General features: G+C 37.4%; 11 protein-coding genes. 6 read left to right on the forward strand and 5 right to left on the reverse strand.

Annotated elements, in window-relative coordinates; translation table 11 throughout:
• Nucleotides 1-15 precede the first annotated feature (15 nt).
• Nucleotides 16-3291 (forward strand): GH36-type glycosyl hydrolase domain-containing protein, encoded by a 3276-nt coding sequence (locus IGJ03_RS04910; RefSeq protein WP_375804693.1) that lies wholly within the window; start codon nt 16-18, stop codon nt 3289-3291.
• A gap of 15 nt (nt 3292-3306) precedes the next feature.
• Nucleotides 3307-4272, forward strand: a complete 966-nt coding sequence (locus tag IGJ03_RS04915) for a LacI family DNA-binding transcriptional regulator (protein WP_002363772.1) — start codon at nt 3307-3309, stop codon at nt 4270-4272.
• 32 nt (nt 4273-4304) lie between these two features.
• On the opposite strand, the gene IGJ03_RS04920 is transcribed toward IGJ03_RS04915, so the two are convergent.
• Together IGJ03_RS04920 and IGJ03_RS04925 are read right to left on the reverse strand one after the other, a co-directional pair.
• Nucleotides 4305-4835 (reverse strand): DUF5067 domain-containing protein, encoded by a 531-nt coding sequence (locus tag IGJ03_RS04920; RefSeq protein ID WP_002384665.1) that lies wholly within the window; start codon nt 4833-4835, stop codon nt 4305-4307.
• A 270-nt stretch (nt 4836-5105) separates the two neighbouring features.
• Nucleotides 5106-5819 carry a GntR family transcriptional regulator gene (locus IGJ03_RS04925; protein ID WP_002363775.1) on the reverse strand — a complete coding sequence of 238 codons (714 nt, stop codon included), beginning with the start codon at nt 5817-5819 and terminating at the stop codon, nt 5106-5108.
• A 242-nt stretch (nt 5820-6061) separates the two neighbouring features.
• Between IGJ03_RS04925 and IGJ03_RS04930 the strand changes: the two genes are divergently transcribed.
• The 3 genes from IGJ03_RS04930 to IGJ03_RS04940 all read left to right on the forward strand — a co-directional run bounded on the left by IGJ03_RS04930 (nt 6062) and on the right by IGJ03_RS04940 (nt 9501).
• The gene (locus IGJ03_RS04930) at nt 6062-7495 is read left to right on the forward strand and encodes a glycoside hydrolase family 1 protein (protein WP_438711086.1); all 1434 of its coding nucleotides are present in this window, start codon (nt 6062-6064) and stop codon (nt 7493-7495) included.
• 24 nt (nt 7496-7519) lie between these two features.
• Nucleotides 7520-8569: an oxidoreductase gene (locus IGJ03_RS04935; RefSeq protein ID WP_010712336.1), complete on the forward strand. Its 1050-nt coding sequence runs from the start codon at nt 7520-7522 to the stop codon at nt 8567-8569.
• Between the two features lie 473 nt (nt 8570-9042).
• Nucleotides 9043-9501: a DUF441 domain-containing protein gene (locus IGJ03_RS04940; RefSeq protein WP_010824564.1), complete on the forward strand. Its 459-nt coding sequence runs from the start codon at nt 9043-9045 to the stop codon at nt 9499-9501.
• Nucleotides 9502-9539: 38 nt separating this feature from the next.
• Here IGJ03_RS04940 and IGJ03_RS04945 read toward each other — a convergent pair whose 3' ends face one another.
• From IGJ03_RS04945 to efbA, 3 genes are all read right to left on the reverse strand, one after another.
• Nucleotides 9540-9881 carry an iron-sulfur cluster biosynthesis family protein gene (locus IGJ03_RS04945; RefSeq protein ID WP_010824565.1) on the reverse strand — a complete coding sequence of 114 codons (342 nt, stop codon included), beginning with the start codon at nt 9879-9881 and terminating at the stop codon, nt 9540-9542.
• A 73-nt stretch (nt 9882-9954) separates the two neighbouring features.
• Complete coding sequence (locus tag IGJ03_RS04950; protein ID WP_429861466.1) at nt 9955-10218, reverse strand: hypothetical protein; 264 nt, start codon at nt 10216-10218, stop codon at nt 9955-9957.
• Between the two features lie 155 nt (nt 10219-10373).
• Nucleotides 10374-12086, reverse strand: coding sequence for a fibronectin-binding protein EfbA (gene efbA / locus IGJ03_RS04955; RefSeq protein ID WP_002395068.1), 1713 nt, complete (start codon nt 12084-12086; stop codon nt 10374-10376).
• A gap of 219 nt (nt 12087-12305) precedes the next feature.
• On the opposite strand from efbA, the gene IGJ03_RS04960 reads away from it, so the two are divergent.
• The gene (locus tag IGJ03_RS04960) at nt 12306-12965 is read left to right on the forward strand and encodes a hypothetical protein (protein WP_002386659.1); all 660 of its coding nucleotides are present in this window, start codon (nt 12306-12308) and stop codon (nt 12963-12965) included.
• Nucleotides 12966-13903: the final 938 nt, after the last annotated feature.

The following is a 13903-nucleotide window of genomic DNA, read 5'->3' on the forward strand; positions in this document are numbered from 1 at the left end:
TGGGAAGGATAAGTTATGCAGATAAAGAAGCTTAAGCAAGCAGACACAGTTGCTACATTTCTAGAGACAGGTGATTTAAAAGAATTGAATAGCTGTGGCATGATGATTAATCAATTAGAAGGTAATCCTTTAGACGGCAGTATGAACCAACTCTATTTGCGGATAATTACAGGGGACACAATTAATTATCGACCAATGATTGGTTCCAACAGTCAAAGTGATTTTTATCTTTCAGATAATCAATTGACATGGCGGGGTGAATTTGAAGCGGTTCGTTACCAAGTTGACTTTCGTTTGGGGCCAAGCAATCAATGGTTCTGGCGGGTTAATGTCACTGGAACTGGCTTAGTAGATATTGTTTATGGTCAAGATATTGGCTTAGCGACAAAAGGAGCCGTTCAGTCAAATGAAGCGTATGTGTCGCAGTATCTTGATCATCACATTTGGCAAGAGGGCGAAGAGCTTGTTGTTTTATCAAGACAAAATCAACCGCAAAATGAGAAGTTTCCAGCCCTTATTCAAGGGAGTTTTCAAAAATTAGCAGGCTACTCAACGGACGGCTATCAATTTTTCGGACGTTCATTTAAACAAACAAACACACCAGAAGCATTGGGGAAAAGATATTTAGCAAATGAAGTCTATCAATATGAATTTGCTTACACCGCTTTACAAACGGAAGCCGTCCAATTAACGAATGAAAGTAAGGAATTTGTTTTTTATGGTGCGGTAACAGAAACACATCCGCAAGCATTAGCTGAACCTTTTTTATCGAAAGAAGACTTACAAGCTATTTATGAAACTGTGACATTCGATTCATTAGAAGAAACACAGGACTCTCCTCCGAAACTTTTAGGAGAACCTATCACAGGAAATCCATTAACAGAAGAAGAGTTGGCCGCACTTTATCCCTTTCAGACACAAATTGAAAAATTAGCAGGTCAGACGTATTCCTTTTTCACGGAAAATTACCATCACGTTGTTCTTCAAGAAAAAGAAATTGCCATGGAAAGAGCGCATGGCCACATTTTATTAAGTGGTAAAGGCTTAACGGTTGACGAACCCTTGCTTAGTACGACAGTGTATATGTATGGCGTTTTCAATTCACAAGTAGTTTTAGGAAATACGACCATGAACAAATTAATGAGTAATAGCCGAAACGCTTTAAACGTTATGAAACGCTCTGGTCAACGAATCTACATTTTAGAGAATGGCTTATGGCGCTTACTAACAATGCCTTCTGCTTTTGAAATGGGGTTGAACTCTGCTGCGTGGTATTATAAGTTGCCAAAGGATACAATTCGAGTACGCACCTTCACTTCGCCTGATTCAAGAGTGATTCAATTGGAAGTGACCAGTCAAAAGGATGCATATATGTGGGCTGTTTCTAACCATTTGTTATTAGGACCGGAAGAAGTACCAACCTATCAATTAGAACAAACTGGCAAAACGCTTCGAGTGACGGGAAATCATTCTGCTACAGAAAATTATTACCCAGAACTAACCTATGCATTGACAGTTGATAAATCATTTCAAGTAACCGATAGCACATTATTTGGTGGAGCTGAAGCGGACTTATTAGTCTTGGCAATCGAAAAGACTCAAAAATTTTCACTACTTATTACGGGCAGTATAGAGGACCAAGCATTAGTCAATACACCATTAGATTTTGAAAAAGCAGAAAGTCAATATTTAGCATTCATTAATGGCTTGTTACATCATTTTGAGTTAACACACACAGACTCAAGTGTGCAGCAAATGAATCAATTAACTCGTTGGTATACTCATAATATGCTCGTTCATTATTTGTCGCCACATGGCTTAGAACAGTATGGTGGAGCAGCTTGGGGCACACGAGATGTGTCGCAAGGACCGACAGAATTTTTCTTTGCGACGCAACAGCCTAAGATCGTGGCCTCCATTATTCAGCATCTATTTGAAAATCAATTTGAGGACGACGGCAACTGGCCGCAATGGTTTATGTTTGACCGATACGAAGAACAAAAAGCCAGTGAAAGCCATGGCGATATTATCGTCTGGCCATTGAAAGTAGTGACTGATTATTTGGAACAAACTGCAGATTATTCAATTTTAGCTACGGAAATCCCTTATACAAGTCGCAAAGATAATCACAAAACAAAAGAAACAGCATCTTTATTTGAACATTTGAAAAAAGAAATAAATTATATTGAACAACATTTTTTACCAGAAACTTTTCTATCCTGTTACGGTGACGGCGATTGGGATGACACGTTACAACCTTATGATAATCGTCTTAAAGAGCAAATGGCTAGTAGTTGGACCGTTGCCTTAACGTATCAAGTGTTGAAAAAATTTGCGGCTTTAATTACGGAAATCGATGCTACTTATAGTCAGCACTTAACAATTTTAGTCGCAGGAATAAAGAACGATTTTCAAAAATATATGTTGGCGGATGAAACGATTCCAGGGTTTATTTATATGGAAACGCCAGAAACTTTTGAACAAATGATTCACCCAAATGACCAAAAAACAGGGATTCAATATCGATTATTGCCAATGACTCGTAGTATGTTAGCTGAATTATTAACACCGGAACAAGTAAGTCATCATTTAGAAATTATTGAAAAAGAATTAACGTTTCCTGATGGCGTGCGTTTAATGAACAAACCAGCGAACTATCGAGGCGGTGTGAGCACTAATTTTAAACGAGCAGAACAGGCGGCTAATTTTGGTCGCGAAATTGGCTTACAGTATGTTCATGCACACATTCGCTATACAGAAGCGATGGCGAAAATTGGTCAGCGAGACAAAACCTGGCAAGCATTAATGCAAATCAATCCAGTTCAATTAAAAGAAGTGGTTCACAATGCAGAGTTACGTCAAGCCAATGCCTATTTTAGTAGTTCCGATGGCGATTTTAAAACAAGGTATGAATCACAAGAAAATTTTGGTAAACTAAAAGATGGAAGTATTGGGGTAAAAGGTGGTTGGCGAATTTATTCAAGCGGGCCGGGAATTTATTTAAATCAATTAATTACAGCTGTTTTAGGGATTCGGCAAAAGGCCCAAAGTGTGGTTTTTGATCCCATGTTACCAGAAAAATTGTCTGGTTTAACACTAACTTACCAATTGTTTGATAAACCTGTCACATATAAATTTTATCCAAATCAGTCAGCGAAAATAGTTATCGATGGTCAAGAAGTTCCGTTTAAGTTTGAAGAAAACCCTTATCGAGAAGGGGGAATGGAAGTTCAAAAAGACGAGGTGCTTTCATTATTAAATGAAGCAAGTGTTATTGAAATTTACCATTAGAAAGGAGAGTAGTCCATGGTAGGAATTAAAGATATTGCAAAAAAAGCAGGCGTATCAATCTCGACCGTTTCTTACGCATTGAATGGTAGTTCAAAGGTAACTGAAGAAACACGAACGCGCATCCAAGCAATTGCTGAAGAGCTAAACTATGTTCCTAACATGGCCGCTCGCACATTAAAACGTCGTCAAACCAATATTATTGGTGTCTATTTGGCCGATTATGGCGGTAGTTTTTATGGTGAATTGTTGGAGGGGATTAAGAAAGGCTTAGCACTGTTTGATTATGAGATGATTGTCTGCAGCGGTAAAAAGTCACATCTTTTCATTCCTGAAAAAATGGTGGATGGGGCAATTATTTTAGATTGGACATTTCCAACAAAAGAAATTGAAAAGTTTGCTGAACGTGGCCATTCGATCGTTGTCCTTGATCGAACCACTGAGCATAGGAATATCCGGCAAGTTCTCTTGGATAATCGTGGCGGTGCCACGCAGGCAATTGAGCAATTTGTCAATGTGGGTTCAAAAAAAGTTCTTCTGCTTTCTGGACCAGAAAAAGGTTATGATAGCCAAGAACGATTGGCTGTTAGTACACGAGAATTAACTCGTTTTGGGATACCTTATGAAATTATCCAAGGCGATTTTACCGAACCTTCTGGTTATGCGGCTGCCAAAAAAATTTTGAGTCAACCACAGACAGAACCAGTCGATGTTTTTGCTTTTAATGATGAAATGGCGATTGGTGTCTATAAATATGTTGCAGAAACAAATTACCAAATGGGGAAAGACATTCGGATTATTGGTTTTGATAATTCTGAACTAGGTGCGTTTGTGCAACCGCGATTAGCAACAATTGCCTATTCTAAACATCGATGGGGCATGGTGGCTGCAGAGAAAATTATTCATTTAATGCGGGGAGAAGCTGCTGAGAGCGAACACATTTACACACGTTTTATAGAAGGAGAATCTTTTCCGTCTGAATAATAAATAAAAAGTTTGGTCCAATGCTAGCTAAGCTAGCGGACCAAACTTTTTTCTGTAATGGTAATTTCTTCTGATGCAATGGGTTCATCCAGACTGAGAAGGCGATCTCTAAATTTAAAATGGACCGGCTTGTTCTCATTAATAAATTCATACGGGTAAGCGCCTTGGATTGTTTCACCAGGATTGATTTCATCTGCTAAACGATCTAATTTGTCTTGGAAAGGTGAATCTGTTAAGACTGCATATTGTAAATTTTGGGCTTTTCCGTGGACAGTTTGACTAACTTCCATAAAACTTTGAATCATTAGCTGAATATTTTGTGTTTTTTCGGTTGTATTGGTTAATTCAAACAGGACATAAAACATTGGTTTGCCTTGATAATCTTTTCCTTTATGCAAGGCAGTTAAGGCTAAACGCCCATCTGGAACCAACAATGTTCGATTTTCATACGTCCCAATACTTGTCGCCAAGACTTCATCAGGTGCGGGCGCACTTTGACTTGCTGGGCTGCCACTTACAGTTGAACAAGCACTTAATAAGGTACTTAGAACGAGTAAGCTCATTAAAATGTAGGGTTTCCTCATATAAAGTCCTCACTTTGGTTAATTGACTATGTAAAAAACAAATTGCTTGTATCTATATTAAAAAGAGCGCTACAAGCAATATTTTAATCGTAGTTCTAGTAAATAGCAATACTTTTATCAAAATTCATGTTTGGAAATATAATTTGAAAAATATTTTTAACTAGCAGAAAAACATTTCTAACAAAAAGTATTGGCTCAAAGTAAAGAGATCGTTTTGTTAGAAATGAGAAATGGTAACATAAAAGTTTTCTATTTTTCTGCAATTAAGACAGTTTCAAAAGTGAATTCACTAGGAATATGATTCGCAATTGAGTATTCAAAAATATGCCCATTGCCTAGGTAAGCAATTTGTTCTGCACGCATCAGGAAATCATTATCGGTTAAGTTTAAATATTTTTTTTCCAACGGAGAAGGACGAATCCCAGAAATGCTGACCCGCGCACTTTGAATTTTTTGATGCAATTGTTCCGAAATATATTGATAAATGGAGACTTTCAATTCTTTCATTGTCAAGTTCGGAATTAGGGCAACGGGCATCCAAGTATATTCAATAATTGAGGGCACATCTTCAATAATCCGTAAGCGAATAATTTTGTAGACTAACTCTTCTTCTGTAATACTTAATTTTTCAGTCACCCAAGGCTCAGGTACTTCTGTTGCAAAGCCTAAAACCACGGATTCAACTTTTCCATCGTAGGTTGAGTAAGTGCCGGTTAACGGAGAAAATTTAGTAATGGTTCGATTTTGAAAGTCTTGAACAAAGCTGCCCGAGCCACGTCGTCTGACAACATAACCTTCTTGCACAAGCAAATGTAAGGCTTTTGTAATGGTTAGTTCGCTGACCTGATATTTTTCTGCAAGAAGACGACCTTGGGGTAACTTTTGATTAATTGGATAAACACCTGCTTCAATATCCTGTTTTATAGCTGCATAAATTTCTTTATAACGTGTATTTGTCCGCATCAGAGTCCTCCTTTATCACCAGTATTTCTCTCATTATACCATGAATTTAACATGTTAAAACTATATATTTATTTTTAACGTAACCACTTAATAATCAAGTACTTAAATAAAAGTAGTTGACTTATCCTTTTTAAAACTATATAGTTTTAAAAGTAAACAGAAGAACTTATTGATCTGATTGGTACTTTTTGTGAAAACCTTTTACAATAAAAGGGCAGCACAGAAAAGAGGGAGGAATGACAATGGAACATCACCAACTAAAAGCATTTCCGCAAGATTTTTTATGGGGCTCTGCTTCGGCAGCTTATCAAGTAGAAGGTGCTTGGAATGAAGACGGCAAAGGCGCATCTGTTTGGGATGAATTTGTTCGGCTACCAGGAAAAACGTTCAAAGAGACAACTGGCGATTTAGCCGTCGATCATTATCATCGTTTTAAAGAAGATGTGGCTTTAATGAAACAACAAGGTTTAAAAGCATATCGTTTCTCGATTGCATGGACACGAATTTTACCTGAAGGACGTGGTCAAGTAAATCAAGCGGGACTGAAATTTTATTCAGATTTAATTGATGAGTTATTAGCGGCAGGAATTGAACCAATGGTAACTTTATATCATTGGGATTTGCCAGCTGTTTTGCAAAAAGAATATGGTGGCTGGGAATCAAGAAAAATTATTGCTGATTTTGTGGCCTATGCGAAAATTTTATTTGACGCTTTCCGTAGCAAAGTTCGCTATTGGATTAGTTTAAACGAACAAAATGTGTTTACTTCGTTAGGTTATCAATTAGCCGTGCATCCTCCCGGCGTAACAGACAATAAACGGATGTATGAGGCCAATCATATTGCTAATTTAGCCAATGCAGCAGTGATTAATGCGTTTCATGAATTAGAAATGCCTGGCAAAATTGGCCCTAGCTTTGCTTATACGCCTGTTTATGCCGTTGATGCGCATCCTGCCAATGTTTTAGCGGCTGAAAATGCAGAAGATTTGCTGTCGCATTTTTGGTTAGATGTCTATCTTTGGGGAGAATACCCAATTGCCGCATTAAATTACTTACAGGAGCAAGGTGTGGCCCCAACGATAAGAGAGGGCGATTTAGCGTTACTACGTTCAGCCAAGCCTGATTTTCTAGGTATTAATTATTATCGGACGGATACGGTTGCTGCTAATCCATTAGATGGCGTCGGAATAGGGAAGATGAATACAACGGGTGAAAAGGGTTCTGAAACGGAATCTGGGGTACCGGGTTTATTTAAAAAAGTAAATAATCCATATGTTGAACGGACGAACTGGGATTGGGCCATTGACCCGCAAGGTTTGAGAATTGCCTTACGACGATTAGCTAGTCGCTATCAAGTGCCTATTTTAATTACTGAAAATGGGTTAGGCGAATATGATACCTTAACAGAAGATAAACAAATTCATGATACGTATCGCATTGATTATTTACGAAGCCATATCCAAGCGATTCAAGAGGCGATTACGGATGGTGTTTCAGTTATTGGTTATTGTACATGGAGTTACACCGATTTACTGTCGTGGCTCAACGGCTATCAAAAGCGTTATGGTTTTGTCTATGTGGATCAAGATGAAACACAAAAAGGTTCCTTAGAAAGAATCCCGAAAGACAGTTATTATTGGTATCAAAAAGTCATTGAAACAAATGGACTTATCTAATTATAAGAAAAGAGTGTGGAAAATATGACAGTAAAAATGGGGTTTATTGGATTTGGTAAAAGTGCCAACCGCTACCATTTACCTTACGTAATGATTCGAGAAACACTAGAAGTGAAAACAATTTTCGATTTACATGTTAATGAAAAAGCAGCAGCGCCCTTTAAAGAAAAAGGCGTAAATTTTACCACTGACCTTAATGAATTATTAACGGATCCAGAAATTGAATTGATCACAATCTGTACGCCTGCGCATACACATTATGATTTAGCCAAACAAGCCATTTTAGCTGGTAAATCAGTGATTGTGGAAAAACCATTTTGTGATACGTTAGAACATGCAGAGGAATTATTTGCTTTAGGGCAAGAAAAAGGGGTAGTAGTGATGCCTTATCAAAATCGACGTTTCGACGGCGATTACCTAGCGATGAAGCAAGTAGTAGAGCAAGGCTTTTTAGGAGAAATCAATGAAGTGGAAACGCATATTGATTATTATCGACCAGGAAGTATCACGGAACAAGGACCTAAAGAAAATGGTTCGTTTTACGGACTAGGCATTCATTTAATGGATCGCATGATTGCTCTTTTCGGGCGTCCAGATCAAGTCACTTATGATATTCGTAATAATGAAGTGAGTGAGGCAGTCGATAATTATTTTGACGTTGATTTACATTATGGTTCAAAATTAAAAGTAAAAGTTAAAACGAATCATTCTGTCGCTAGTCCGTATCCACGTTTTATTGTTCATGGTAGCAATGGCTCGTTCATCAAATATGGCGAAGATCAACAAGAAAATGATTTAAAAGCCGGAATCATGCCGGATGCACCAGGCTTTGGAGAAGATTCACCAATGTATTATGGAGAAGTGACTTACCGTAATGGCAATGGCGACTGGATTAAAAAACAAATTAAAACGCCTGTAGGTGATTACGGTCGTTATTATGATGCCGTCTATGAAACGTTGAAAAATGGTGCACCGCAACTAGTAACTAAAGAGCAAGCATTAACTAACATCGAAATTTTAGAAGCGGGTTTCCTTAACCCAAGTCCAAGTGTTTATCGTTTGAAAGAAAACTAAAGCGTGCTTAAATGACTTGAAAAGCGCCTGCCCTACAGTCCAGACAACTGTGGGGCAGGCGCTTTTATTTATAAAGAATTGTGAATTTTAATATAAGAAACGTATATTGTTAGTAAAAATAAAAAAAGGAAAGACATCTTAGTAGCACTACTTCCCCAAGAATTGCTACTAAAATGTCTTTTGTGATGCTCGCTCAATTGAAGAGCCTTAAATAGGATATCGAATATCCAGTATAAATGCAAGTAAACTACTTTATAGTTAATATTAGTATACTTCATAAAATAATTTTTCAAAGAGAAAAAGGCTTGTTATGAGAAAAAATTAATTTTTAACTCGTTTTTTCTAAGCAAGATTCGTGCGAAAAAGACAATAATTACTGAAGCTGAATGGTAATTAAAGAGGTTCTTTGCTAAAATAGGAAAGACAAGAAAGTTTGGTTAACGAAAGAACCAAATCAGAAAGGAGGACAACCAGTGGAAAGTTGGCTTTTTTTACTACTGATTGCCTTGATTGCGTTTGTTGCAAAAAATCAAAGTTTATTAATTGCGTCAGTTGTTGTGCTTGCTTTAAAAGCTTTACCAAATAGTGCGAAAATCATGTCGTGGTTGTCAGATAAAGGCATTAATTTAGGTGTCACAATTATTTCAATTACCATTTTAGTCCCGATTGCTACAGGACAAATTGGCTTAAGGGATTTAATCCAATCATTCAAAACACCGATGGGATGGCTGGGGATACTTTGTGGAATTCTGGTAGCTGTTTTATCCTCAAAAGGAGTAGGTTTAATTAATCAATCACCAGAGATTACGGTTGCCTTAGTTTTTGGAACGATTCTTGGCGTCGTTTTTTTAAAAGGAATTGCAGCTGGTCCGATTATTGCATCGGGGATGATGTACGTAATCATTACTACCTTTCAAGCCTTTCAACACTAAAAAAGCAAACAAAACGCGTAAACGTTTTGTTTGCTTTTTTAGTGTTGATAAATGTCCACATTACTATCTAATATGCCACTTTCATTTTTTAAAGTAATGGTTCCCGCATTCGGATGAATCACTAGCTGTAAATGCCCTGTTAAAAACATTTGGTCATACGTCGAAGTATAGACGTGAAAAGAATCATTAGCAATTGTTTCGGTATAAGGCGCTTCTGCTTGATCAATAGGAACGATAATGAAACGATCGCCAATCATACAACAACCTTCTGCGGAAGAATAAGGATTAGAGCCGTCATTTGCTACCAACAAGAAGGTGTTCGTTTCAGTTAAGAAAGGGGCTAAACGTTGTTTTACTTCTTCAGAAATAGTCAGAGACATTTGCCTCACTCCTTTAAATAGTATGTAAAAGGAAGAGGGTAGCTTGTCGCTATGCCGCTCTTCAAAGGTTTTGTTATTTGCTTGTTTCTTTACTGCTTTTTTTGAAAAGAGCAATAGAAAAGGCGACAACTAAGACAACTGTTGCAGCTAAAACAAATGGATTTTTTGTTGCTGATGTGAACCCTAGGACTGTTGAACCAATCGCACCTACGTAAGATAAAATAATCGCTGCTTTCTTTGGTGTTGAAAGTTCTGTAAAGCTATCGCGGAAGGCGACACCTAAACCTAAAGCGCCAATAAAGGCAAACATCCCAAAAATAATGTGTAAAAAGATCATGAATTTCACCTCCAACAGTCAGTATAGAGAGAAATAGCTAGTTTGTAAACTAATTGAGCTTACTTGTGTTATTTATCACTTGATAAATATCTTTGCCAATGCAAAAAAACAACGTACGATCAATCGGCAGTACGTTGTTTTTTAGTTTAATATAATTAGGAAGCAGAAGCCTTATTTTGCTGGATTTTTTTGATCGATTCTTCTGTTGGCGTCACATATAACGTTCGTTGGTTTTCATAAATCACATAACCTGGTTTTGCTCCATTGGGTTTATGCACATGTTTTACTTGGACATAGTCAACAGGCACTTGTGAAGAAAGTCGATATTTTGAAAAATAAGCTGCTAGAAGTGCGGCTTCAGTAAGGGTTTCTTCGCTAGGATGTGCGTCACGAATAATTACATGAGATCCAGGAATATCTTTGGCATGGAGCCAATAATCAGTTTTTTTAGCGGTTCGTAAAGTCAATTGATCATTTTGCAAATTGTTTTTTCCAACGAGAATAGGTGTGCCATCTGTGGCATAAAAAAGATCGGGTTGGCTTTTTTTCGGCTGTTTTTGTTTTTTATTTTTTTTACGTTTTAAATAGCCTTGCTCAATCAGTTCTTCACGAATCACTTCAATGTCCATTGGTGTCGCAATTTCAAGTTGTGCCACAACTGACTCTAAATAAGAAATTTCTTGTTGTGTTTGCTGAATTTGTGTCTTAACAACTCGGACAGCATTTTTCAATTTTTGGTATTTTTGAAAATATTTTTGTGCATTTTGATTAGGTGAAAGTGCAGGATTTAGCGAGATACGCAACGGTGCATTTTCTTCATAATAATTTGGTAATTCCACCTCGGTGGCTCCTTTTGGGACTTGTGCCATGAAGGTTGTTAATAGTTCTCCGTCGCGACGGTAATTTTCAGCGTTTTCTGTATCGGCTAAGGTTTGTTGTAATTTTTTAAGTTTCTTTTGATTTCTTTTTAGTTCATTTTCAATTTTGCGAATTAGTTCGCCGCCTTGTTGTTTGACACGGTCTTTCTCTGCTTTACCAGAATAAAAGGCATCTAGTAATTCACTGAGTGTCGCATACGTTGTTTGTTCACCAACTAATGATTGATAAGGAATGGGCGTAAAATATTCTTTTTTTTCAGTGATAGTTAATGTCGGTACAACAGCTTCAGTGACTGAGGACCAAAATTCCGTCCAGATGGCCATTTTTTCATTTGGTTGTGAAAGTAAACGGGCACTTAATTCGTCTGCTGTATCTTTGCCTAGACCTTGGAAATGCTGTTGTAAATAGCGTCCGTTTAATTCAGGAGCTGTAGAAAGAAGCGCAAAGACTTCTTCTTTTGAGGCCGTGAGCGGATTAAGTCCCAGTGGTTTTGGCGGTTCAATATAAGTTGCTCCAGGAAGCAACGAACGATAACTATTTTGGCTCATTCCAATGTGTTTAATCGCATCTAAGATTTTTCCAGAAGATTGGTTAACTAAAACGATTGTACTGTGACGTCCCATTAATTCAACAATCAAAACAATATTTTGTAAGTCACCTAGTTCATCTCTTTTTGAAAAGGTGAAGTGAATCACACGATCATTTTCTATTTGTTGAATCGTTTCTAAAATGGCACCGTCCAGAAATTTTCGTAACATCATCACAAAATTAGGAGGTGTTTCCGGATTGCTATAGGTAATTGTAGATAGTTGTATGCGCGCATAACTAGGATGTGCTGATAATAATAATTTATGGTTTTTACCTTTCGCACGAATGACTAAAACGACTTCGTTTTCATAAGGCTGATGGATTTTTGAAATCCGGCCACTTACGAGTGTTTCTGTCAACTCATGAACCATGCTATGAGTAAATACGCCATCAAATGACATAATAAATCCCTCGTTTCTTTCCGACTAATAGCTTTATTATAGCGGAGTTTTTGAATTTAAGAAAGAAGCTTGTTAAAAAGGAGTTGGGTTTTCCTTAGAAAGCTGGGGAAGTTTGCTGGTTTTTTTAGTAATTAAAGCGCAAGGGTAGGCAAGAAAGAAAATGATTAGTATAATAGATAAGAACTAAAAGCGAGGAGCGATTAGAAGTTGAATAATTTTATGGAAGAACTAAAAGAGGCACTTTATGAATTAAGACAAAGAAAACTGTTAATGATTACCGCTATTGTAGCATTAGTATTAATAATTGGCTCAATCATTTTTATTCCAACGATGCAAAAAAATATTCGAGCTGCTCAAGTTGAATCGTTAGTCGCAGGACCCATCAAATCAGAGAAAGTCAGTGTCTTAGATTACAAAACAGCAGACAAGAAAATCCAAGAAACAGGAGCCATGTCAGTCATGTTTGCTAAACCATCTGGCAAGCAATACGATCAAATGGTGAAGCTGTTTAATTCAGATAAAATGAATGAATTTCATCGTTCGCTGTATATCTATCCGTTAATTTATAATGCTGGCAAAGCACAAGAGCAATACAATGTTAGCGGCGATGAGATTACGCTTGTTTTCTTTGAAAACGGCAAAGAAAAGACACGGACGGTTGTCGAAAAATCTATGGATTTAAAAACACAATTAATACCAGAATTAAATCGATTACCAATGGCTGGCGTTTTGAAAGACCAGCAAAAAGCGGCGCAAGAAGCTGAAAAAGAAGCAGCAAAGACCGCTGAAACACAGACGACGACCAGCACGACTGGCGTTGCTCAATCTACTGAAACGACGACAGAAAGCACTGATACAGTACCAGAAACTGGTGAATAATAGCTAGCTATGTTAAACTTAGATTGTAGAAAGTTTTAAGGAATTAGAAAGAGGGGATTTTCGATGGCATTAGTAATTTCAATGACGATTTTAGTAAGTTTATGGCTGATTCAATCGCAAAAACAAGCAGTTAAAGTTCCCGTGAAAATTGAAAGAAACCGAAACAATTAAGTGGTAAATATGCTGAAATAAAGAAAAACGAGCCTCTCATAAGAGTGGCTCGTTTTTAGAAGTAAAAGAAATGCAAGAAAATAAAAACTTTTTCTTGACGAACAAAATCAATATAGTGTAGACTACCTTTAACAACATAACTAGGAGGGAAAATACATGACACAATTATCTAACGTAAAAGAAATGCACCAATCATGGCAAAACTGGCGTAGATAGTTGTATGTATGATTCTTTCATAGATACAACTTTAGAAGACTTATTCTAAAAAGTGTATCTATGCTGGTTATATTCAAGAAGAAAAAACGACCACATAGAGGACCCATCTATGTGGTTTTTGTTTTGCATAAAAACAACGACCACTCCTAAACACTTAGGATAAGTCGTTGTTTTTTTGCTACGAATCACTACGATTGGCACGAAGTGACAGAGTAGATGCAGGCTGCGCATACTCGCCGCAGTTTGGCCTTCAAGAGTGATGAGTAGTACAAGGAGAATGAAGAGAACGTTGTCCCAATCGTAGAAAAAGTGCTCCTGCGATTCTCACCAAAGTTGCGATCCTCGTCGCAGTTAAATCCTGACAAGCACTACGATTGGCACAAAGTGACAGAGTAGATGCAGGCTGCGTATACTCGCCGCAGTTTGGCCTTCAAGAGTGATGAGTAGCACAAGGTGAACGAAGAGAACGTTGTCACATTCGTAGAAAAAGTGCTCCTGCGATTCTCACCAAAATTGCGAGCCTCGTCGCAGCTAAATCCTGACATTTGTAA

Source organism: Enterococcus sp. DIV1315a (genome assembly GCF_051712325.1).
Lineage (GTDB): Bacteria > Bacillota > Bacilli > Lactobacillales > Enterococcaceae > Enterococcus > Enterococcus faecalis.

What these genes read in the sequence shown, in the direction of transcription:
- IGJ03_RS04910 (WP_375804693.1), top strand. Translation starts at nt 16, where the DNA reads ATGCAGATAAAGAAGCTTAAGCAAGCAGACACAGTTGCTACATTTCTA.
- IGJ03_RS04915 (WP_002363772.1), top strand. Translation starts at nt 3,307, where the DNA reads ATGGTAGGAATTAAAGATATTGCAAAAAAAGCAGGCGTATCAATCTCG.
- IGJ03_RS04920 (WP_002384665.1), bottom strand. Translation starts at nt 4,835, where the DNA reads ATGAGCTTACTCGTTCTAAGTACCTTATTAAGTGCTTGTTCAACTGTA.
- IGJ03_RS04925 (WP_002363775.1), bottom strand. Translation starts at nt 5,819, where the DNA reads ATGCGGACAAATACACGTTATAAAGAAATTTATGCAGCTATAAAACAG.
- IGJ03_RS04930 (WP_438711086.1), top strand. Translation starts at nt 6,062, where the DNA reads ATGGAACATCACCAACTAAAAGCATTTCCGCAAGATTTTTTATGGGGC.
- IGJ03_RS04935 (WP_010712336.1), top strand. Translation starts at nt 7,520, where the DNA reads ATGACAGTAAAAATGGGGTTTATTGGATTTGGTAAAAGTGCCAACCGC.
- IGJ03_RS04945 (WP_010824565.1), bottom strand. Translation starts at nt 9,881, where the DNA reads ATGTCTCTGACTATTTCTGAAGAAGTAAAACAACGTTTAGCCCCTTTC.
- IGJ03_RS04950 (WP_429861466.1), bottom strand. Translation starts at nt 10,218, where the DNA reads ATGATCTTTTTACACATTATTTTTGGGATGTTTGCCTTTATTGGCGCT.
- efbA (WP_002395068.1), bottom strand. Translation starts at nt 12,086, where the DNA reads ATGTCATTTGATGGCGTATTTACTCATAGCATGGTTCATGAGTTGACA.
- IGJ03_RS04960 (WP_002386659.1), top strand. Translation starts at nt 12,306, where the DNA reads ATGGAAGAACTAAAAGAGGCACTTTATGAATTAAGACAAAGAAAACTG.